This is a genomic window from Streptomyces sp. NBC_01232 (assembly GCF_035989885.1).
Classification (GTDB): domain Bacteria; phylum Actinomycetota; class Actinomycetes; order Streptomycetales; family Streptomycetaceae; genus Streptomyces.
Window position 1 is genome coordinate 245,599 of sequence record NZ_CP108518.1, and the last position, 21,802, is coordinate 267,400.

General features: G+C 71.2%; 15 protein-coding genes and 4 pseudogenes. 6 read left to right on the forward strand and 13 right to left on the reverse strand.

Annotation, left to right across the window (positions count from 1 at the left end):
• Nucleotides 1–169: 169 nt before the first annotated feature.
• Together OG444_RS01190 and OG444_RS01195 are read right to left on the reverse strand one after the other, a co-directional pair.
• Complete coding sequence (locus OG444_RS01190) at nt 170–1,801, reverse strand: flavin monoamine oxidase family protein (protein ID WP_327260262.1); 1,632 nt, start codon at nt 1,799–1,801, stop codon at nt 170–172.
• Nucleotides 1,802–1,866: 65 nt separating this feature from the next.
• Nucleotides 1,867–3,441: an APC family permease gene (locus OG444_RS01195; RefSeq protein WP_327260263.1), complete on the reverse strand. Its 1,575-nt coding sequence runs from the start codon at nt 3,439–3,441 to the stop codon at nt 1,867–1,869.
• A 319-nt stretch (nt 3,442–3,760) separates the two neighbouring features.
• On the opposite strand from OG444_RS01195, the gene OG444_RS01200 reads away from it, so the two are divergent.
• On the forward strand, nt 3,761–4,813 hold the full coding sequence (locus OG444_RS01200; RefSeq protein WP_327260264.1) for a M4 family metallopeptidase: 1,053 nt from the start codon (nt 3,761–3,763) through the stop codon (nt 4,811–4,813).
• A gap of 130 nt (nt 4,814–4,943) precedes the next feature.
• On the opposite strand, the gene OG444_RS01205 is transcribed toward OG444_RS01200, so the two are convergent.
• Nucleotides 4,944–7,223 (reverse strand): bifunctional polysaccharide deacetylase/glycosyltransferase family 2 protein, encoded by a 2,280-nt coding sequence (locus OG444_RS01205; protein WP_442810736.1) that lies wholly within the window; start codon nt 7,221–7,223, stop codon nt 4,944–4,946.
• A gap of 165 nt (nt 7,224–7,388) precedes the next feature.
• On the reverse strand, nt 7,389–7,946 hold the full coding sequence (locus OG444_RS01210; RefSeq protein ID WP_327260266.1) for a hypothetical protein: 558 nt from the start codon (nt 7,944–7,946) through the stop codon (nt 7,389–7,391).
• A 1,069-nt stretch (nt 7,947–9,015) separates the two neighbouring features.
• On the opposite strand from OG444_RS01210, the gene OG444_RS01215 reads away from it, so the two are divergent.
• Entirely contained in the window at nt 9,016–9,540 is a 525-nt protein-coding gene (locus OG444_RS01215) for a hypothetical protein (RefSeq protein WP_327260267.1), read from the forward strand.
• Between the two features lie 314 nt (nt 9,541–9,854).
• On the opposite strand, the pseudogene OG444_RS01220 reads toward OG444_RS01215, so the two are convergent.
• The 3 genes and pseudogenes from OG444_RS01220 to OG444_RS01230 all read right to left on the reverse strand — a co-directional run.
• Nucleotides 9,855–10,142: pseudogene (locus tag OG444_RS01220) on the reverse strand (HNH endonuclease); the annotation flags it as partial.
• A gap of 159 nt (nt 10,143–10,301) precedes the next feature.
• A complete protein-coding gene (locus OG444_RS01225) occupies nt 10,302–10,964 on the reverse strand; it encodes a response regulator transcription factor (RefSeq protein WP_327260268.1) in 663 nt (220 codons plus the stop codon).
• Nucleotides 10,961–12,088: a sensor histidine kinase gene (locus tag OG444_RS01230; RefSeq protein ID WP_327260269.1), complete on the reverse strand. Its 1,128-nt coding sequence runs from the start codon at nt 12,086–12,088 to the stop codon at nt 10,961–10,963. The genes OG444_RS01225 and OG444_RS01230 overlap by 4 nt, the downstream gene beginning before the upstream one ends.
• A 196-nt stretch (nt 12,089–12,284) precedes the next feature.
• Here OG444_RS01230 and OG444_RS01235 point away from each other — a divergent pair, with 196 nt between their 5' ends.
• Complete coding sequence (locus OG444_RS01235; RefSeq protein WP_327260270.1) at nt 12,285–12,713, forward strand: DUF6223 family protein; 429 nt, start codon at nt 12,285–12,287, stop codon at nt 12,711–12,713.
• Nucleotides 12,714–12,740: 27 nt separating this feature from the next.
• Here OG444_RS01235 and OG444_RS01240 read toward each other — a convergent pair.
• Nucleotides 12,741–13,167 (reverse strand): annotated as a pseudogene (locus OG444_RS01240) (amino acid permease); the annotation flags it as partial.
• A 188-nt stretch (nt 13,168–13,355) separates the two neighbouring features.
• Between OG444_RS01240 and OG444_RS01245 the strand changes: the two are divergent.
• Nucleotides 13,356–14,756, forward strand: coding sequence for a YVTN family beta-propeller repeat protein (locus tag OG444_RS01245; RefSeq protein WP_327260271.1), 1,401 nt, complete (start codon nt 13,356–13,358; stop codon nt 14,754–14,756).
• A 763-nt stretch (nt 14,757–15,519) separates the two neighbouring features.
• Here the strand turns inward: OG444_RS01245 and OG444_RS01250 are convergent.
• The 5 genes and pseudogenes from OG444_RS01250 to OG444_RS01270 all read right to left on the reverse strand — a co-directional run bounded on the left by OG444_RS01250 (nt 15,520) and on the right by OG444_RS01270 (nt 20,837).
• On the reverse strand, nt 15,520–16,014 hold the full coding sequence (locus OG444_RS01250) for a phage tail protein (RefSeq protein ID WP_327260272.1): 495 nt from the start codon (nt 16,012–16,014) through the stop codon (nt 15,520–15,522).
• Nucleotides 16,015–16,281: 267 nt separating this feature from the next.
• Nucleotides 16,282–16,842, reverse strand: a pseudogene (locus OG444_RS01255) (XRE family transcriptional regulator); the annotation flags it as partial.
• A 14-nt stretch (nt 16,843–16,856) separates the two neighbouring features.
• Nucleotides 16,857–17,279: a hypothetical protein gene (locus OG444_RS01260; protein WP_327260273.1), complete on the reverse strand. Its 423-nt coding sequence runs from the start codon at nt 17,277–17,279 to the stop codon at nt 16,857–16,859.
• A gap of 878 nt (nt 17,280–18,157) precedes the next feature.
• Nucleotides 18,158–19,780 carry an MFS transporter gene (locus tag OG444_RS01265; protein ID WP_327260274.1) on the reverse strand — a complete coding sequence of 541 codons (1,623 nt, stop codon included), beginning with the start codon at nt 19,778–19,780 and terminating at the stop codon, nt 18,158–18,160.
• Nucleotides 19,781–20,642: 862 nt separating this feature from the next.
• A complete protein-coding gene (locus tag OG444_RS01270; protein WP_327260275.1) occupies nt 20,643–20,837 on the reverse strand; it encodes a hypothetical protein in 195 nt (64 codons plus the stop codon).
• Nucleotides 20,838–21,049: 212 nt separating this feature from the next.
• Between OG444_RS01270 and OG444_RS40695 the strand changes: the two are divergent.
• Nucleotides 21,050–21,187, forward strand: a pseudogene (locus OG444_RS40695) (three-helix bundle dimerization domain-containing protein); the annotation flags it as partial.
• A 77-nt stretch (nt 21,188–21,264) separates the two neighbouring features.
• Nucleotides 21,265–21,570, forward strand: a complete 306-nt coding sequence (locus OG444_RS01275; RefSeq protein ID WP_327260276.1) for a hypothetical protein — start codon at nt 21,265–21,267, stop codon at nt 21,568–21,570.
• Nucleotides 21,571–21,802 lie beyond the last annotated feature (232 nt).

Consider the following 21,802-nt stretch of genomic DNA (forward strand, 5'->3'; position numbering starts at 1 on the left):
GCGGAGCATCCCCGGGCGTAGCAGGACCCGACCCAACCGTCATGCCACCCAGCACAGCCCAGGTCAGCCCTCCCCCCGGGACGAGCACCATTCACAAGGCAGTCAGCAATGACCACCCGCTCACACGCACACCACCGCCCCCGCAGGGGCACGCCCGTGGTCCGCCGACTCAGGTGAGGGCGGCGATCACCTCTCGCGCCGCCCGTTCGCCCTCGGTGGCACCGCCCTCCATGAAGCCCTGGAAGTCGTAGCTGCAGTGCTCGCCGGAGAGGTGGACGTTGCCCTGCGCGGTGCCCTCGTACTTCGCGTACCGGTGCAGGTAGCCGGTCGGCCAGTACGAGTACGCGCCCAGCGAGTACGGGTTGCGGTGCCATGCGGAGAGCTGGGCCCGCCCCGTCCATGCGGCCTTGGTGCGGGGGAAGAACGCGTCGATCCCGGTCAGCGTGCGGTCGGTGAGCCGCCGCACGTACGGGTCGGACTCGGTGGCGAACGGTGTGCCGGGGGTCAGGGCGCGCGCCAGGGTCCCGCCGCCGTACTGGAGCAGGATGCCGCCGGTGCCGGGCTGGAGCTTGGTGGTGTCCCAGGTCTGCTGGACCTCGGAGTCAGTGAAGCAGTCGCCCGCCGACACGCCGGGCCAGGGGCCGGTGCCGCGCCACGGGCGGCCGGTGAACTGCATGTTGAGCTTGGTGCAGGCGCCCATCCGGGCGTCGCGCAGCAAGTTCTTCATGAGGGGGTCGAAACCGGCCGCCGAGGTGTCGGCGCCCTGGAGGACCGGCAGCGGCAGGCACAGGACGGTGTGGTCGGCCACGACCGTGCGGGTGGCGCCGGAGTCGTCGAAGGTGAGGGTCTGGGTGCCGCCGGTGTCGGCGCGCACGGCGACCAGCCGGCGGCCCATGACGATCGAACCGGAAGGCAGGGCCGCGGCAATGGCGTTCGGCAGCTGGTCGTTGCCGCCGACGATGTGGTAGCGCTCGTTGGACAGGCCCCAGACGTTGAAGTTACCGGGGTTGGGCTGGTAGCCCATCAGCAGGACCAGGGCGAGGGCGGACTGGTCGGTGGTGTCGGCCCCGTACTCGACGTTGTAGGCCACGTCGATGAAGCGGCCGAGCGGCGAGTCGTGCCCGCCGGGGACCCGGCTCTCGATCCACTCGTAAAGGGTCATGTTGTCCAGGGCCGTGCCGACGGGGGTGGTGGAGTTCCAGGACACCTCGCCGGAGTCCTGGAGGTCACGGTGCAGCTGCTGGTAGACGGCCTTGAAGTCCTCGTCGGCCCGGGTGCGGGAGTAGTAGGTGCCGTTGAACCACAGGACCTCCTCGGCCCCGTTGGGGCCGCCGCCGAGGAAGTCCTCGGTCGGGAGGCCGAAGCGGCGGCAGAGCTCCAACATCTTCTTGTGGCTGGTGTCGATCAGTTCGCCGCCCACCTCGGAGGTCTGCCCGTACGCCCAGTGGTCGCGCTGCGTCCACATCCGGCCGCCGACGCGGTCGGGGTTGGCTTCGTAGACGGTGCACGGGATGCCCGCGTCCTGGAGGGTGAGGGCGGCGGTGAGGCCGGCGATGCCCGCACCGACCACCGCGACGCGGGCCCGTTGGGGCCTTTTGCCGTCGGGGGCGGGGGTGGCGGCGCGGGCCGGGGCGGCGGCGACGCCCGCCACGGCGGTGCCGAGGCCGAGGGCGGCCGCCCGCCGCATCAGCTCCCGGCGGCCGAGGCCGCGCACGTCGGCGACGGGCAGACGCAGGCGGTGGGCGGAGGCGTGTTCGGCGGTGAGCCGGCGGAGTGCGTGCATGAGGGGCGTACGGGCCATGGCGGGGACTCCTTCGCGGGGTGGGCGACTGCGGGCCGGGCGTTCGTGGATCAGGTGTACGTGGATCAGACGTCCGCACGGAACGGGGACAGGCCGGTGGTGCCGTCGGAACCGGGGGCGGTGCCGTCGTCGGCACGCTCGGCGGCGTCCTCCAGGACGATGCGGCCGATGACCTCGTAGCGCTCGGGCGCCTTGGCCTTCAGCCACAGGCCGAGGCCCAGTCCGCCGAAGAAGACGGCGCCGACGATCCAGGGGATCAGCTTGAAGAAGACGGAGTCGGCGGCGGCACCGGCCGCGGTCTCCATGTTGACGACAAGCAGGACCACGACGGCGGTCATCGCGATCCCACCGAGCAGGGGCGCGGTGAAGGTCCTGAACCAGTGCCGGTCCTCGGGGTGGTTGCGGCGGAAGTAGCCGATGACGGCGAAGGAGCACAGGGTCTGGACGATCAGGATCGCCATGGTGCCCAGGATCGCCAGCAGCGTGTACAGGTGCAGGTACGGGTCCTGGCCGGTGAGCCAGAAACCTGCGACCAGGGTCACCGCGATGACGGTCTGGACGACGGAGGCGACGTGCGGGGAGCCGTGGCGCGGGTGGGTCCGGCCGAGCGCCGGGTGCAGGAAGCGCTCGCGGCCGATGGCGTACAGGTAGCGGGCGGCGCACTGGTGGAAGGCCATCCCGCAGGCGAACGAGCCGGTGAGCAGAAGCCATTGGAAGGCGTCCACGGCCCATGCGCCGATGAAGTGCCGGGTGGGGGCGAAGAAGAGGTCGAGGGGGTTGGCGGAGGCGGACAGTTCCACGGACCCGGTCAGGCCGTTGCCGGCGATGGTCATCCAGGAGACGTAGATGTAGAAGAGGCCGACTCCGACGACGGAGATGAGCGTGGCCTTGGGAATGACCCGCTTGGGGTCGCGGGACTCCTCGCCGTACATGGCGGTGGACTCGAAGCCGACCCAGGACCAGAAAGCGAAGAAGAGGCCGAGGCCGGCGGAGGTACCGGTGAAGGCGTTCCGGGGGTCGACCGGCTCGAGGGGGATCCCGCCGGGGCCGCCGCCGGAGAGCAGTACGGCGGTGGCGACGGCGAACAGGACCGCGATCTCGGCGACCAGCATCACGCCGAGTGCCTTGGCGGTCAGGTTGATGTCGAAGTGGGCGAGGCCGGCGGTGACGGCGAGCATCCCGGCCGCGTACAGCACCCAGGGGAGGTCGACGCCGAGCTGGTCCTGGACCGTGGTGCGGGCGAAGTAGGAGAAGACGCCGACGATCGAGGCCTCGAAGACGACGTACGCGAGGACGGCGAGCATGCCGGAGGCCATGCCGGCGATCCGGCCGAGTCCGTGGGAGATGTACCCGTAGAAGGCGCCCGCGGCGGTGATGCGCTTGGCCATGGCCACGTAGCCGACCGCGAAGACGGTGAGGACGACGGTGGCGAAGAGGTACCCGGCGGGGGCGCCGGTTCCGTTGCCGAAGCCGACCGCGATGGGGAGATTGCCGGTCATGGCGGTGATGGGGGCGGCGGTGGCGACGGCCATGAAGACGACGCCGACCAGGCCGACGGAGTTGGCCTTGAGGCGCTGGACCTCGCCTGCGGGGCGGGCCGCCGGGGTGGATCGGGGGGTGCCGGTGGAACCGTTGGACATGTCGTCCTCTTCCGCTCGTGCTGGGTGTCCCGACGTGAGGCGGGCCACTCTGGCGGTAGGTGACGCGGCCCACAATCGGCATGCGGTCCGGTAATCGCCGTGTGGGGCCGACGAGTTGTCGGGGCATCAGGAGCGGTTCGTACGCCTTCGGCGGTGGGCACGGCGGCGTGTCCGGCGGGCGGCCCGGGGGCGGCCGGGCAGGTGGGGCCGATCCGGACCTTGTCAGGGTCTGTTCAATCCGGGTGCTGGTGGGCGAGGATCACGCCCGCCCCACCCGTTTTTCCTTCCCCACCACGCCTTCCCACCCCGGAGGATGTCCATGACCCGCCGCACACCCCGCGGCATGCTCGCCGCGGCCACCGCCACCGTGGCGCTCTTCTCGCTCGCCGGCCCGGCCACCGCACAGTCCTCGGCCCCGACGGCCGACTCCACCGCGCCGCAGGGCCGGATCTTCATGGTCAACCCCGTCCAGGCCACGGGCGACCAGGCACTCACCGACGGCAAGGACGCCGATTCCGCCGTCCCCGCCACCGCGTACGCCCTGGCCGCGCTGCGCAACCTGGACGGCGGCGGCGGACTCCACGGCCGCTGGGCCTCCGTACGCTCGGACACCGGCCCCTCGGCCAGGACCGGCGAGGCCGCCGGGTACACCCGTCACGACGACCGGTTCGAGCAGGTCATGGCCTACTTCTGGGTCAACGAGACGCAGGAGTACCTCCAGTCCCTGGGCTTCGGCACCGAGCTGCGGGGCGCCAACGACCGGGTGCAGCCCGTACGGATCAACCAGTGGGGCGCGGACAACTCCTTCTTCACCGACAAGAAGGACGAGATCCGCTTCGGCAAGGGCGGGGTCGACGACGCCGAGGACGCCGAGGTGATCGTCCACGAGTACGGCCACGCGGTGCACAACGCGCAGGTCCCCGGCTTCGGCTCCTCTCCCGAGGCCGGCGCGATAGGCGAGGCCTTCGGTGACTACCTGGCGGTCGAGGTCGGCGCCCATGCGGACGCCGCATACGGCTGGCCGCGGCGGGCCGACCTGGCCTGCGTCGCCGACTGGGACGCGGCCTCCTACAGCGAGGCCCCGCACTGCCTGCGCCGCATCGACGGGAACAAGGTGTACGCCGACCTGGAGGGCGAGGTCCACGCGGACGGGGAGATCTGGTCCCGCGCCCTCTTCGACATCCGCAACGCCCTGGGCTCCCGGACCGCTGACCGCATCATTGTCAACGCCCAGTTCGGTTTCGCGCCGGACACGTCCTTCAAGGACGCGGCCCTGACGACGGTTTCGACCGCCCAGCGGATGTACGGCGCGAACGCTGCGGATGCCGTGCGTGCCGCGTTCAAGGCCCGGCAGATCCCCGGCGTCCAGTAACGGCCGGGCCCTTCCCCGGACTCGGTGCACACCGCGTCCGGGGAGTGGTACCTCGCCCCGGCGGGCCCGCCGGGGCTTCCGCCGCTTCCGGCGGACTGTGGACTGCGGACTGCGGACTGCGGACTGCGGACTACAGGTCGCGGTGGACCTGAGAGGGCCAGATGTGGTCCTGCGGGCTGTGCGGGATCGGTGCCGAGTCATGGGGCGCCCAGGCGGGGTCCGCCTCGTAGCCGCTGTGCGGCTCGCCCGCGGGACCGTCCCAGGCCCCGGCAACCTGCGGCGCCCCGGGCGCGGGCGGGCGGCCGTACGAAGGGTCGGAGGGCCGGGGCGGCACCGCAATCAGCGGCTCGGAGGGGGTGGCGGGTGCCTGCAGGCTGCCGTAGCCCTCCATCCGCTGCCAGCGCAGTCTGGAGCCGGCGACGGCGGTGAAGACGGACTGGATCACCACCAGGTACATGAGCTGGCGGTAGACGAACTGTTGCAGCGGCAGGCTCCACAGCGGGCCCGGCCGCTCCCCGTCCAGGCGGAACGCGTACAGGCCCATCAGGACCTGGAGGAGCAGGAACGCCGTCCACAGGCCGAGGATGCGCAGGGGGTCGAGGAAGACCAGGCCGTAGACGGCGAAGACGTCCACGATGGGTGCGAGCAGGGGCAGCAGGACCTGGAACATCAGCAGGTAGACCAGACCGCGTCGCCCGAGCTTGCCGGCCTGCCCCCGCTGGGCGAGGGCGCCCCGATGCTTCCACATGGCCTGGAGGGTGCCGTAGCACCACCGGTAGCGCTGCTTCCACAGGGCACCGAGCGAGGCGGGCGCTTCCGTCCAGGCTTTGGCCCGCTCCTCGTAGACAACGCGCCAGCCGTCCCGGCACAGGGCCATGGTGAGGTCGGTGTCCTCGGCGAGTGTGGTGTCGCTGACACCGCCGACCCGCAGCAGTGCCTCTCGGCGGAACGCGCCGACGGCGCCCGGCACGGTGGGCATGCACTCGGCGAGGTCGAACAGGCGGCGGTCCAGGTTGAAGCCGACGACGTACTCGATGTGCTGCCAGCGTCCGAGCAGCCCTCCCCGGTTGATCACCTTGGCGTTGCCGGAGACCGCGCCCACCCGGCGGTGGGCGAAGGGCTGGACGAGCATGCGGACGGCGTCCGGTTCGAAGACGGTGTCGCCGTCGACCATGACGAGCAGATTGCAGGAGGCGGCCGCGATACCCGTGTTGAGGGCGGCCGGCTTTCCGGCGTTCTGCTGCCGGATGACCCGTACGCCGGGCAACCGGAGGGCTTCGACGATGTCGGCGGTGCCGTCCGTGGAGCCGTCGTCGACGACGATGACCTCGAGTTGATGGTCGGAGGCCACGAGGGAGCGGACGGCCGCCTCGATGCCGGCGCTCTCGTTGTAGGCGGGGACGATGACGCTCACGGGTTCGGTGACCGGAGCTCCCCAGGGCTTTCGGCGCATCCGTACGTGCCGGCGTGCGGCAACGAAGACGGCGACCGCACGCAGCAGGCTGATCGCGCCCGCTGCCCACAGCAGCCACGAGAGGGCTTCGAGGATCCAGTCACTGGTACGGATCGCGGTGATCAGGGCGAGGCCCTGCCACCGGTCTGTGGTCGCGGCGGGCTGCACGGCCCCCCGGAGTGCGACCGCATCGCCCACCGTGGCGAACGTCCAGCCGGAGGCCTTCAGCCGCGGCACGAGCTGTTCGAGCGCGGCGACTGTCTGCGTGCGGTCTCCGCCTGAATCGTGCAGGAGCACGATCTGCCCGGAGGTGTCCTTGGGGGTGGCGCCGGCGACGATCTGTTCTACGCCCGGGCGTCGCCAGTCCTCGCTGTCCAGGGTCGTCAGGATGGTCAGGTACCCCTCCTGCCCGGCCTGGACGACGGCGCTCCAGTCGGCGTCGTCGAGCGCCTTGGCGGTGGAGGAGTACGGCGGGCGCAGCAGCGGCGTGGTGACGCCGGTGGCGCCGGCGATGACGAGTTGGGTCTCGCGCAGTTCCAGGGAACGCCGCCAGGCGGACGCGGCGCCGAGATCGGTGTGGGTGAAGCTGTGCAGGCCGATCTGGTGGCCCTCGTCGACGATCCGGCGGGCGAGGTCGGGATTCTCGGCGACCCGGGTGCCGACGGTGAAGAAGGTCGCGGGCACGGCGTTGCGGCGCAGCACGTCGAGGATCTTCGGGGTCCAGACGGGGTCGGGGCCGTCGTCGAAGGTCAGAGCGATCGTGCGGGCCGCCGGGGCAGCGGTGCGGGCCGCCTCCCCCTCGATCACCGGCCCGCCGGAGCTGATCCCCGCCGGCACGGACGTCCCCGGGCCTTGCTCACGGTGAGCCCCGTCGGGGGTGGAGTCGAACAGGTGCTGGGTGTAGCCCTGGAGGAGCAGCGCCGCCGAAAGGGTGAGCACGAGGGTGGTCAGCAACAGCCAGTGGGTGCGCAGGGGACGTTGCGTACGGTGCTGTGCCTGCCGTGGGGGCGGCGGCGACGGTTCTTCGACAAGGGGTGGGACTTCCTGCCTGCTGCGTGGGGCGGTGCGGTGCCGACTGCGTGCACTGTGCTGGGCCTGTCCGGCGTGACGGACGTGGCTGGCTCAGGGACGGCCGGTGGGCTTGCCGCCACCCTGGCCGGGGGGAGCGGTGACGCGGCCGCGGCCGCCGCCGCGAGGCGACGGAGCCGGGTCTGCCGGTCCGGTCGCGGCCTTCGTCGGGCCCTGCCCGTTGCCGGGCGTCCCCTTGTCGGTCACGGTCGCGGCGGCCGGGGCAGGCGCGGCGCCACTGTGCGAGGCTGCCGGGGCGGGGCGTCTGCTGCTGCTCGCCGGACCACGGGTGGAGGGGCCTGCGGTGCCGGTCCCTGGTGTGTCCCCGGGCGCGGGGGTGTGGGGAGCCCGGGCGGAGGGCAGCAAAGGTGACTGGAAGGTGGGGCCGCCCAGCAGGGTGCTCATGAGCAGCACGACATAGGCGACGGCCGGTACCACCAGCAGGTAGCCCCAGCGACGCACCCGGCGCTGTCTGCGCCCCGACGTGTCGACGAAGACGGGGGCCTCGGCGGCGGCCGGGACCGGCGGCACCTGCGCCGTGCCGTACGCACCGATATCACCGGGGAAAAGCTCCATCGTGTCCGGATCCGGGATGCCGAAAGGTGGGTGCATGCGTGGTGGCCTCTGGATCGGGAAGCGGAGCGACTGATGCCGGGGGCGCGCTCGAGAGGGCACCCCATGCCCTTCAGCGCTGGAACCACCTTCCGTGTCACACCCGGTGCCGAACCAGTCCCCTTCCGTACGGTGTCGGCCGGGATGCCCCGGTCGACACCGATCCACCCGCTCCGCCCCGCTTGACCGGCCGGCCGAGCGCTTCGTCCCGAAGGACCCGTCCGTCCCTAGGCACACGTCGGCGGCGCTGCGCGAGGGAGTGCGGGCCGGCGGGGGGCCCGCGCGTACTTGTCCGACAGCAGGTGACCCGCCCTGGGAGTCACCACCTCAAGCGCCCTGGACGTCTCCGTCACCTCGGACCCCACGGCCCCGTCCCGCCTGGCCTGTCAGCGAAGACGGCCCCGGGGGGCGTGGACAACTCCACCACATGACGCTCAGGGGCTGCGAGTCTCGGTCACCTTGCCGGTGTTCCGATCCTTGCTGCGGTGCCAGTCGAACGTCACCGCTCCGTTGGGCGCAACCCACTTGGACGTCATGACCGTCACGCGGCCCTGGCCGTCCACCGTCCCTAGAACGATCCCTCCGTGCGGCCCGCGCCCAGGACGGCGGGTCGTACAGGGTCTCCCGTGTGGCCCGCCGCCGTACCCGGATCATCATGGCGACGCGGACGGCGGCGTGGTCAGGGAGGTGAGAGCGGCCCGCCAGAGCCGTGCCCGTGGCCTGCTTCCACAACTGCTTCAGGGCACGAGGCCGGTTGCCGAGGTCGAGATCACGGGGGACGTTCAGACTCTCGGTCAAAGGTCCCCAGGAGCGCTTCCCATCCGCGCTCGCGGGCGCAGCCCACGGACCTGCAGTTCCCGGACCGGCCGCGCGGCAGGCGCTGGGGTGCCCGGATCGTCAGCGTGGAGGAGCTGCTCCGCTTCCTCGGTGGGCTGCGTAGAGTACCTGCGGTCATCGAACGGAGAAGACGTTGGACGCGGTCGAGTTCCCTCTCAGCGCTCGGGTGCGCCGGGCCCGGCGCTGGCTCGTGGTCACGAGCGCGGCGGGGGCTGTGGTTGCGGGAGCCGCCGTGGCATCTGTGGTGGCCGACGCTTCGGGCCGGATGTCGGTGTCGCGGACGGTTCAGTCGGGCCTGGTGCTGGTGACGCTGTTCCTGCTGCCCGTCGCGTGGGTGGGAGTGCGCGCCGTCTGGGCGCTGCGCGGGCGTGCCGAGCTGTTCGCCGCCGCCAGTGAGCATCGCCGGCGGCGTCCCACCGACCGGCAGCTGGTCGACCACCTGCGCGACGAGCACCCGCTCACCCCTCTGTGGTGGATGCTGGCCGTCCTCGGCGGCCTCGGCACGCTCTGCCTCGGGCTCGCGCTTCCGTTCGCCCTGGCAGACGGGGCCGTACTCGCCGGTGCACTGCTCGGCGCCGGACTGGCCGCTTCCCTGACCGTCCTGGTCCTCGCCGTGCCCGGGATCCGCCGCGCCGACCGCCAAGGCGCGCTGGACCGGAAACGGCGCAGCGAACTGTGGTCGCTGCCGAACGCCGTCGAACGCCGGCTGGCTGTCCCCCTCCTCGGCACCGGCGACGGGGCACACTCCGGCACCTGAGCACACAGCCAGGGACCGGCTCTGCATCCTCACGGGTCAGCGAAGACGGTCAGCGCGCAGAGACTGACCACGGCTGATCAGCGTGCCCGGCATCTGGCACACCCGCAGGTCACACCGCAACAATGACGGCAAAGGCGGCTGGCGGCGCACACCACCCCTCCTCCGCCCCGGACTGCACACCCCAAACTGATCACTCCCGCCGGCCCAACAGCGCACGTCGTTGGACCAGCCCGGACATGCCGCGGTCACGAGCAGCTGTGGAGCATGGCGAAGAGCCGCCACCTGTCGGGCGGCGGCTCTCACCTTCGGCTGTCCTATGGGGCGGGGGTGAACTCCACGCCGGTGCCGCCGCAGCCGGCCGCGATGTCGAGCAGCCGGTCCTTCTCCGCCTCGTCGACCGCCAGGCCCCACCGGATCTTGGTCGCGGTCCACTCGGCGCCGTACCGGCACAGCGCGTCCGGCGACGGCGGCAGCCACTCCGCCGGATCCTGATCCGCCTTCGACCGGTTCGAACGCGCCGTCACCGCCACCAGCGACGCCGGCTGCCCCTGGTCGTTCGCGTACGCCTCCCACCGGGCCCGGGTCCATTCCGCCGCCCCAGCTGGCGGGGAGCGTCATTCGAAGTGTCCGGTATTCCGGGTGGTGCCCCGCTTGCCGGGAGCCGGCCGACCCCACTACCTGGCGGCCCGTGACCGCCGGCCTCCCGCGCCTTCGTGACCACGGCAGTCAGCGAATGCGGTTCAGGGTGTTGCTGATGGATGTCAGGAGTTGCGTGGGGTTACCAGGCCGGATTCGTAGGCGAGGATCACGAGCTGGGCGCGGTCGCGGGCGTGGAGTTTGGTCATGGCCCGGTTGACGTGGGTTTTCGCGGTCAGTGGGCTGATCACCATGTGGTCCGCGATCTCGTCGTTGGACAGGCCCTGTGCGACCAGCACGACGGCTTCGCGTTCTCGGCCGGTCAGCCCTTCCAGCCCCTGCCCGGTGGTATTCGGGAGCGGCTGGCTGACGTACCGGTTGATGAGCTTGCGGGTGATAGAGGGCGCAAGCAGGGCGTCTCCGCGCGTGGCCACGCGTACGGCGTGCAGGAAGTCCTCCGGCTCGATGTCCTTGACGAGGAATCCGGCGGCGCCTGCGGACAGGGCGTTGAAGACGTATTCGTCCAGGCCGTAGTTGGTGAGGATGACGACGTGGACGCCGGCCAGCGCCGGGTCGGCCGCGATGCGCCGGGTCGTCTCGATGCCGTCGAGGACCGGCATCTGGATGTCGATGAGTGCGACGTCGGGCAGGTGCTTTCCGGCGAGCTCCAGGCCCTCCTGCCCGTTGGCGGCTTCGGCCACGACCTCGATGTCGTCTTCGAGGTCGAGGAACGCGCGGAATCCGCTGCGGATGAGCGGCTGGTCGTCGACCAGCAGGACACGGATCACGAGGCACGCTCCACGGGGAGTTCGGCCTGGACGGTGAAGCCGCCCTCGTCGCGCGGTGCTGCCCGGAGGCGACCGCCGAGGACTGTGACGCGTTCACGCATCCCGAGCAGGCCGATGCCCGGCACGGGGATGGTGTCCGGTGTGGCCTTGCCGTTGTCGTCGACCTGAAGGGCGACGGCGTCCGGGCGGTAGTCGATGTGGACCGATGCCGTGGTGGCGTCTGCGTGACGGGCGATGTTGGTGAGGGACTCCTGCACGATCCGGTAGACAGTCCGGCCCACTGCGGCCGGTACGTCGTGCTGCTGCCCCTGGATCGTGAGTGTCGCCCGCAGACCGGTCTTGCCGGCCCGTTCGACCAGTTCGGGGAGGTGGTCGAGGCCGTGCGGCGGGGTGGTGTCGTCGTCGCGCAGGGCCTCCAGGGTTGCCCGGAGCTCGCGGGACGCCTCCCGGCCGGCCTCCCGGATGGCCAGCAGGGCCTCCGGGACCTCTTCGCCGCGCTTGCGGGCCACGTGGACGGCGGCTTCGGACTGCACCTTGATCACCGAGATCTGGTGGGTGAGCGAATCGTGCAGTTCCCGCGCGATGTGCAGCCGTTCCTCGTCGGCGCGGCGCCGCGCGGTCTCCTCGCGGGTGCGTTCGGCTTCGTCTGCCCGCTGCTCGGCCTGCCGGAGGGCTTCACCGGCGGCGCCGGCGGCGATGAGCCAGGCGATTTGGAGGGCGCCCCGGGCCTGCGCGAACGCCTCGCCCGTGTCGTGCAGGCCCGAGACCAGGGCCGCGAGGGGAAGCGCGGCCAGCACGGCCACGCTCACCGCCACCGTGACGATGCGGTGTCCCGCCCGCATGGCCGCGTACACCGCGAACAGGAACGCGACGGCGGCCACATCGAACCCTGCCGCCTGGTAACCCACCGCGCACAGCCCGGTGACGGCCAGTACGGCAACCGGAGCCCGGCGGCCGGCCGCCAGCGCCAGGCCACCGACCACCAGCAACGCGTAGCCGAGCAGGTCGAGGCCGGTGGCGGAGTGGTGCCCGGACAGCCCGGTGACCAGCAGCGCCGCCGCCACGCCTACGGCGATCAGCCAGTCTCTGACGCTGGCCCGTATGCGGAACCGTCCTTTGCTCATGCGCGCACCGTAGCCGGAGGCTGCCACGGGCGAATCCCTCTCGCGGACCAGCGGTCGACTACCACGCACGCAGTAGCTCGGCGGCACCTGCCGCGTCCGTGGTAGCGCGAAGTGCCTGCGCCTGCCGGACGACCTGCCACGGCCCGGCCGACATGCTCGGACCACATCCAGTCGTGGGAAGAGAAGGAGCACCATGATGTCCGCTCGTCGCCTGTTCGCCGCCTCCGCTACCGCCCTGCTCGGAGGGTTCGGTCTTGCCACCCCAGCGGCAGCGCACGCCTCGGTCCAGCCGATCCCGATCGCCGCCAGTGTCACCGACTTCAGCCTCGGGCGTCTCGGAGCCACCACCGGCGGGCTGCTGGGGCTGGCCGCCGTGGTCATCGCCGTGCTGGCGCTGACCCGACCAGCCGGTCGCCTCGGCACCGCCAGCGGGTCGCTCGGGGCCACCTTGGCTGTGGTCGCGGGGCTGATCGCCATGGCTCTCGGCGGGCTGGTCGCGGCCACCGCCGACGGTGGGCTCGGCACCGGCAACGGGCTGGGCGGCGCCTACGTGGCCCTGCTGCTCGGGCTGACCGGCACTGCACTGGGCGGGCGGGCGCTCACGCGCTCCCGCCGCACCCGTTGACAACAGCGGATACGTGTTCTGCCGCGGTCACGCCCTGCGGGCGGTCACCGCGCGACGTACCGCGTATGCGGCGGCTCCGGCGGCCAGCACGGCGGCGCCGGCGATCACCGACGAGGACGGCAGGGCGAACGCGAGGACGAGGCAGCCTGCCAGCCCGACGACCGGGATGATCCGCTGGTCGGCCCTCGTCCGGGGCGAGGGTCCAGGCGGAGGCGTTGGCGATGGCGTAGTAGGCGAGCACCCCAAAGGAGGAGAAGCCGATCGCCCCCCGTACGTCGGTGGTCGCGGCGAGTACGGCCACGACGGTGCCGACCACGAGTTCGGCCCGGTGTGGCACCTGGAACTTCGGGTGGACGGCGGCCAGGGCGTGCGGGAGGTGGTGGTCGCGGGCCATGGCCAGGGTCGTGCGCGAGACCCCGAGGATCAGCGCGAGGAGGGAGCCGAGCGCGGCCACCGGTCGGGGCGGTCGCGTGTCCCCCGCCCTACCGAATCTGGCGAACTGTCATAATATGCCCCACTGTCAGCCCGGTCGGGAGGATTGCTGTGACTATCTGTCAAGCCGTGAGGGGGGTGGGCGCGCAGGAGGCCCTCCCGCCGTCAGCGCCGCCTGGTCTTCGAGTGCGCCGCTCGTGGTGGGGTGGGTTGCTGCGGGCGCTGGTGGCAGGTCCCGTCCTGGTGGCCGGCCTGGCCCTGCCCATGGTGGCCCCGCAGCCCGCCCAGGCCGTGCCGCCCGGCACCTACGCCTACGTCGCCAACTTCAACGATGACACGGTGTCCGTGATCAACACGGCGACGAACACGGTGGTGGTCACGGTTCCCGTCGGCGATGCGCCGTGGGGAGTGGCGGTGTCGCCGGACGGCACCCGCGCCTACGTCACCAACCGCGCCGCCGGCACGGTGTCCGTGATCAACACCGCGACCGACACGGTCGTCGCCACCGTCCCCGCCGGCCTTGAGCCCCTGGGCGTGGCGGTGTCGCCGGAGGGCGCCCGCGCCTACGTCACCAACTACGGCGCCGACACGGTGTCCGTGATCAACACGAACACCAACACGGCCGTCGCCACCGTCCCCGTCGGCGATGCTCCCATCGGGGTGGCGGTGTCGCCGGACGGCACCCGCGCCTACGTCACCAATTCCGACGCCGACACGGTGTCCGTGATCAACACGGCGACGAACACGGTCGTCGCCACCGTCCCCGTCGGCGACTTCCCGTTCGGGGTGGCGGTGTCACCGGACGGCACCCGCACCTACGTCACCAATTCCGACGCCGACACGGTGTCCGTGATCAACACGGCGACGAACACGGTCGTCGCCACCATCCTCGTCAGCGATGTGCCCCAGGGGGTGGCGGTGTCGCGGGACGGCACCCGCGCCTACGTCATCAACGCCGACAGCAACACGGTGTCCGTGATCAACACGGCGACGAACACGGTCGTCATCAACATCCCTGTCGGCGATGCGCCTCGAGAGGTGGCGGTGTCGCCGGACGGCACCCGCGCCTACGTCACCAACCCCAACGCCGACACGGTGTCCGTGATCAACACCGCCACCAACACCGTCGTGGCCACCGTCCCCGTCGACGACCTCCCGTTCGGTGTGGCGACCGGGGTCGTGCCCCCGCCGGCGCTGACCTGCGCGACCGCCACGGCCACCATCACCGGCACCAACCGCAACGACGTCCTGATCGGCACCCCCGGCGACGACGCCATCTTCGCTCTCGCCGGAAACGACGTGGTCGACGGCCGCGGCGGCAACGACCTGATCTGCGGCGGCGACGGCAACGACATGCTGTCCGGCGGCGACGGCAACGACCGCATCGAAGGCGGCAACGGAAACGACCGTGTCGAGGGCGGCAACGGCAACGACACCCTCATCGGCGGCAACGGAAACGACGCCCTGTCCGGCGGCGCGGGTAACGACGCCAACGAGGGCGGACCCGGAAACGACGCTCTCAATGGCGGACCCGGGGCCAACACCAACAACGGCGGAACCGGCCACAATACCTGCACCAACCCCACCACCGGAACCGGCTGCAACAGCTGATCAACGATCACCAGAAACGGGCCCCGGAGCGGCTCTTCGTTCCCCAGTCGGTTGCTGTCGGCAACTGGAGCCGGGGCCGCCCGCTCGTGGAGTGTGCGGGCCGTGCCGACCGGTCAAGGGCGCCTTCGGTGGCGCTTCGCGCTGGGCTTCGCCCACCCTGGACAGCTCGACCCGCCTCTGGACCTGGCCGGCTATCGGGCGGCCCCTCCGCTGTGGCGCCCGGCCGCAGGTCAGCGCCCAGGGGGTGGGGAACTTGGGTGAGCAGGTCTGTCTCACCCCCGAGCGCGGGGTGGGGACATTCTCGATCCCCATCACCCCACGCACAGCCATCACGGTTCGCCCTGAACCACCGCCAGCCGCAGCCGCCAGCCCCGATCACGATCAGGTGCTGGCCCGGTGATACCGGGCCAGCACCACCGGTACGACCCCCCGGGAAGGGCATCTCACCCTGCCGGCGGAGCGGGTTCACCGAAGAACCGATCATGCGCCGCCCCCGGCAGCGCGCTCCTGACAGAACGGCCGCCGACACCGGGATGGGGCTGCGGTACTGCCCCCGGACGGGTGGGCACCGGGCTTGATCCGCGCACGCCATGTCGGGACGGGCTGCATCGACCCTCACCCGGTAGAACGACCCCGGCGGGAACGGCTGCTGCCGTTCCCACTCTGCATCACTCGGATCAGCCCGCCCCCCTGTACACATCAACGACCCGGACACGCAGCAGTCGCGAACGCGGCCGGACCGCTCGATGCGGATCAGAAGGCGTCAGATCGGGTTGGCGCTCAGATAGGCGAGCTCAAGCGTTTCCTCCACCGCCGAGGAGTCACCTGCCGACAGGTCCGCGGCACTCCAGCTCGTAAGCCGGGCGCCCTCGATCTGAAAGCGCTTCACGACCTTGTTGTTCTGCTCGTTCACGTAGGCCAGAACGAGGGTCGGGGAACTGGCTTCCTTTCTGGCCGGGTCCTTGGAATCCAAGATCCACTGAGTGAACTTCTCACTCTTGTCCAGGCCCCGCGTGAGGGTCAGCGTCCCGAAGAACTCCGGCCCACCCAGGACAAGATCGGGAACCGGCTTCCCGTCCGGCGAGTTCTGCAACAGCTCGATGTACTCCTGTTTGAGCGTGATCCCGGAGACGCTCTTGAGCGTCTCCACTCGACGCTCCCCCAGCTCGATCTGCCACTGGTGCTTGACGACACTGTCTTCCACGAGCACTCCCTCTCCGCGAGCCCACGCAGGGCAGTCCGACAGCCCGGCGATCATGCCAACCATGCTGGATCGACACCTGCGACCGAGGACCAGCACGACACGACTCGACTCCACATCCGCGCGCATGATCGCCCGGACAGGTCCTAGCCGACAGCCGCCCCGGGCCGGATGCCCGACCACGGCCGTCCGTGCGGCTGACGTGCCACTCCATCAGCCGCCGGAATCCCGGGGCCGACCAGGGATGTCCGGATGCCCACCGGTCCGAGCGGCGGACGGCCCCCTCCCCATCGCCACGCACTTCTCACCCGGCCGCCGAGAGCCTCAGGACTGTTCGACCTCCGTCATGAGCAGGCGCAGGGTCAGCGAGTGCTTCTCCGGCGGAGGGCGTCCAGCGCCGCGCGGGCGTGGGCGATGCCGGCGGCGCTGTCGCCGGAGCGGGCGAGCATCAGGCCGCGGTGCATCTCCAGGTGGGTCGAACCGGGGCAGGGTCGCGGGGAGTTCCGCCGCCGCTGCGTCCTGTGCGGCGACGGCGGTGGTCTCGTCGCCGAGGCGGGCGGCGAGCAGGGAGGTGAACACGTTGACCCGCCAGAAGGGGACGGGGTAGTCGGATGTCTGCTCGTGCGAGCCGGCCCGGTCGAAGACGCGCCGGCCCTGGGCGAGGAGCGCTCTGGCGGTGGTGTGGTCGCCGCGCAGGGCGGCCGCGTGCGCGTGGGCCTTGCCGAAGACGGCGTTCAGCAGGCCCAGGGACGGCCGGTCGCTGATCGCGATGGCCTGGTCGGCGAAGAAGTCCGCGATCGGGAGGGCGGCGCCTTCGTAGCCGAGGGCGATCGCGGCGCGGCCGCGGACCCAGACGCGGGTGCCGAGGTCTTCGGAGGCGTCGGCGAACTGCCCACCGATCAATCAGACACGCTCTCGGGGCGAGCGTCCATGCGGTGGATGAGTCCGCCGTCGGGGCCGAAGACGTCGATAAAGTAGCCCTTCTTGAATGACGCCCCCTCCTTCGTCGTCAGGTGAGTGGTGACCGAGGTGTTCTGCCGGCGGAAGATCGCGTCCGCCTGATCCGCGTTGCGGGTCCGGATGACCACCCGGGGCACGCCTTCCGGTCCGTCCTCGACCTGGATCCCGTACACGTCCGGGTCCCCGCCAGCCGCCCGGTAGCGCTCGGCCAGGGCCACGGCGTCCTGGGGAGCGGCCGTGGCCGTGGACGTCGGGCCGGGCATGACCCGCTTCTGTGGTTCCTCCGTGCAGCCCACCAGCAGCGCGGCTCCCGCCACCGCCGCCAGTGCCGCGCGGGCGCCCCGTCGTAATGTGTGCACCATCGCCAACTCCCCTGATCGGTAAGGATTCGACGACCCTACGCGAGGCCCGCCGCGCCGCGGAGGCTGGCCCAGTTGGGGGCTGCAGACCAATCGGACAGACACATCCGATCAACAGCTCAGCCCACCCAAGAGACACGTTCTAGCCGAGCCGGACAATGCCCAGGACCGACAGGCGCCGGAGTACACGGCTGGCGAAGTAGATGACGGACAGGCGGCCGGCGGCGCGATCCGAACATCTTCGTCTTCGAGTCGTCGGGGTCCCACCGACCAAAGCCCCACGGGTCGGCCGCGGCGGCGTCGACAGCTGCCCCTTTGATGCACAAGGCCAGGACGTGGTCGGCCCGCCGAACACTCTCGGGTCTTCTGGCAGGCGGCAAGGTAGTCCGCCCAACTGTCCTGCGCGAACCGAGCCCACTGGTGCGCCGTGCCCGGGTCGATGCCGAGGAGATCACCGACGACGATCGGGGGGCAGTTCCGCCACAGACTCGATCATGGCAGTGTTCCGCGCGGTCAAGCTCGGCAGGCCGTGCCGCTTCAAACGCGTGTGCGCCCGCCCTCCGCCGAGCGGGCGACCGGCAGGTCGGCCCGGCCAGAGGTAGTGCGGTCCGTCTCCAGGCAGTTGCTCCAGCATCGAGACGCGCGCAGGGTGCCGGATCTGCTCCTCTATGAGCCGGCCCAGTTCGGGCGGCAGCAGGACCGCACAGTCGGGCGGCGCTGCTGCGGTGCTGCATCCCGACTCTGCGGGCGGCGGCCCGGCCGGGCAAGCAGGCCACGCCCGCATCCTCGCCCGCGTCAATCCGGTCCTCGGACCTGCTTTCGACGGCCATGGGGCAAGGACGCGCACGACACGGTCGGCGACCGGCCGACCGGTTGACCTCTCAGGCTCCCGGGCCGCTCGGCCTCCCGGTGGCGGCGGAGACGGAGTCCTCGGTGTAGTAGCGCCGTAGGAGTTCCCGCTCGGCGTCCCGGTGCGGGAACATGAAGAAGATCAGCAGCGCACCCAGGGCGATCGCGGCCAGGCCGACGGTGTACGCCCAGTCGTCGCCGTGGAGGAACGACTGACGTGCTGCCGCGACGATCTGGTCGGTGTACTGGGGGTGCTGCTGGGCGACCTGCCCGGCGGAGGCGAACGACTTCGTCAGCTCGCTCTGGACCTGGTCCGACACGTCCTTGCTCTCGGGGGAAGCGGCGATCGCCGCGCTGAAGGCCGAGGCGTAGCCAGCGGTGAGGAGCACGCCCATGATGGACTGCATGACGGCCCCGCCGAGGTCCCGTTGCAGGTCGGCGGTGCCTGAGGCCATGCCGGCCCGTCGCACGGGCACCGATCCGGTCAGCGAGTGGGATGCGGGCGTCCCTGCGAAGCCGGCGCCGATTCCGATGAGCACGTAGGCGAAGCCGATCTGCCAGTAGCTGCTGTCCTCGCCCCAGAACAGCAGCATCCATGCGAAGGCGAGGAAGAGGAACGTGTAACCGATCAGCAGGGTCGTGCGGGCGCCGCGTGTCTCGACCAGCTTCGCGGACCGTGGTGCCACGAGCACGATCATCACGACGAGGGGGAGGATGGCGGCGCCGGCTTCGACGGGGTTGTACGCGAGCACGTTCTGCAGGTACTGCTGGCTGATGAACGCCGACCCCATCATGGAGCCGTACACGATGATTCCCGCGCATGCGGCGACCCAGAACGTGCGCCGGCCGGCGATGTGGAGGTCGTACAACGGGTTGGGAGCCCGGCGCTGGCGCCAGAAGAACGCGGCTCCGGCAGCCAGGGCGATCACGACGAGGCCGACGACCAGTGCCCCTTGGCCGGGGACGGCGGCGAAATTGATCGCCAGCACCAGTCCCGCGATCAGGAGGACGGACAGGATGCCGCCGAGGTTGTCCACCGGTTCGGCTGACTCGTTGGCGTGTGCGGGGACGAACAGCAGGGCCATGACCAGCGCGACCACGGCGAGGGGCAGGGTGACCAGGAACACCGACCCCCAGTAGAAGCGTTCGAGCAGCGCGCCCGCGATCACCGGCCCTAGCAGGGAGATGCCGCCGCCCAGGGCCGACCACAGCGCGATCGACTTCGTCCGCTCCGGCCCCGCCCACAGGGCGGTGATCAGCGCCAGGGTGGTCGGGTAGGCCATGCCGGCTGAGAGCCCGCCGAGGATCCGGGCTGCCACGAGGACGGTGTCGTTCGGCGCGTACGCGGCGAGCAGGCAGGCGGGGACGGACAGAGCGATGCCGAGGAGCAGCAGCAGCTTGCGCCCGTGACGGTCGCCGACCGCACCCAGATAGAGCACGGATGCGGCCAGACCGAGGGAGTACCCCACGGCGATCAGGTTCAGCGAGGTCTGGGAGGAGTCGAAGGCCTTCCCGATCGCGGGCAGCGCTACGTTGGCCACCGACAGGTTCAAGTTGGCCACTGCGGCAACGATGATCAGGGACGCCAGAACGAGCGATGCCCGCGCCGGGGCCTCACGCGGAACGTCGATGCGAGGCGCGACGCTTTTCGACATGGAACCTCCGGGGCGAAGTTGGGCTCGGCGAGAGTCTTGCCTGATCCGCCGTGCCGCACATCGCCCCATTGGGATGACACGCCCACCGTCACTGACGCGGTCCGCCCGCCCCGCCGAGGCTCCTCGGGCAGCGGTCTGTCCTGGACCGCGTTCTTCATGACGATGGTGGAGATCAGTGGCTGAACCCTCGGGCAGGCGGGCTTGGCTCCTGCTGCCGGTGGGCGGAGGCCGCCCGCGGCCCGACCCCGGCCCCCTCCGGCCCGGCGCAGAAACTCCGACACATCCCCGGGCGTGAACGCCCTGCCGAGGTCCGTGTCCACCCCGAGGGCGCGCACGGTGGCCTTGCGCCCGCCCCGCGGCGACACGGGACGGATCACGATCTCCGTCCGGTCCGCCAAAGACTCCAGCATGCAGCGGCCCCGACGACATGGCATCCGCAGCCCGCTCTCACGCGCTGAACAGCAATGAAGCGGTTCCGCGCGCGACCCCCGAGAGCAGCAGGGCGTGACGTCCTCTCAGAACTACTGAGAGGACGGGCGTTTGAGGACGGGGGTGCGGGGTCACACGCGCTGGTGTCGGAAGCGCACACCGTGGGGGGTTGGGCTTCCGGAGCGGGCCCCGCCCCCGTGACGCCCCTCCCCCTGGCGTCATGGGGCAGGCCCGTCCGCACGACGGGCTGCCGCCCGGATCCGTACGGCACCCGGACACCCGCACCCCGGCCTCCTCCCCGGCCGGGGACCCCGGGGCCGTCCGGCGAACCCCCGGCACCGGCGCTCAGACCGCCGGCCCCCGGGCAACGGACCCGACGGCAGCAGCCCGCCACATGATGTGCGGGGCACGCTGAAAGGGCTCAGCGGGAGGGTTAACGGACCCAGGCGTCCGTGAGGTCCTGCAGTGCGGCCGGTGTGGCATGGCCACCTTCCACGTGCTCGGTGAACGTCTTCAGCCGGTCCGGTTCCTCAGGCCAGTCCGGATCGGCTGCGGCCCTCCTGGCGAGCTCGCCGAGGGCGTCCCGGTCGGTCACATGCCGCAACAGCCAGACGGTGAACCCGTCCATCGACCCATCCCTGCCATCAGTGACCACCAGCCCCGGCCTACGCATCCGAGGCCCCGTGAGACCGCCTTGCGCCCGCCGCCGACAGGCACGGTGAAGACCGCGGCGGCCGTTCAGCCGCCTGGGCAGCACCATGCAGCCGTCCACTCCCGAAACTACTCCGTCGCCGCTGCCCACCAGTACGGGCGCATGAAGGCGCACCCTCAGCTGGCGCGGGGCTGGTGCACAGCTCGGTACAGACGGCGTACGAAGAGCTCAGGTACGCGCGCGTGCGGACCTACCTGCCGGTCGTGATGGAACGCAGAGCCAAAGACCTCCTGCCGCCCGACGAGCAGACGGAACGCCACAGCTGACCCCGCCGCGCGACCGTCCTTGGTGTGCAGGCGCCTTCTGCCCTCCATTCGGATCTTGGTCGCGGCAGGGCAGTACAATGCGCGCCGTGGACATACCCGACTGGTACGTCTGGATCGCTCTCGGTCTGGCCGTCCTACAAGCCCTTGGCCTCGTCCCCATCGTCCGCCGACTCCGGGGACCCGACCCCGCGCTGCGCTCCCGGGCGCGCCTCGAACTGCTGGAGACCGCCGCCACGCTGCTCCTCATCGGCGGCCTGTTCCTGAGCCTCACAGCCGCGGAATCCTGGTTCTGGCTCGCCGCCACCGGCTTCGCGCTCCTGACCGCCGGCTACGCCGTAAGGGGCGTCCGCCGGCTCCGCGCCCACCGCAGCACCACTTCCTGATCCATACGACAGGCCGCAAGGCCGGCGGGCGGGCGCCCGTCATGAAGCCGTTGCCGCCTTGCTGCTCTGCCTCAGCCGAGCCAGACGGCCCAGGACGGACAGCTTCCGCGTGAGCCGGTTGGCCACGTAGACGACGGACAGCTGTCCCACGGACGCCGCGTGAACGTCCTCGCCCCCTTGCGTGCCGGCAGAGTCGGTCGCCCAGGTGCTCAGTCCCTTGTACGCGGCCCTG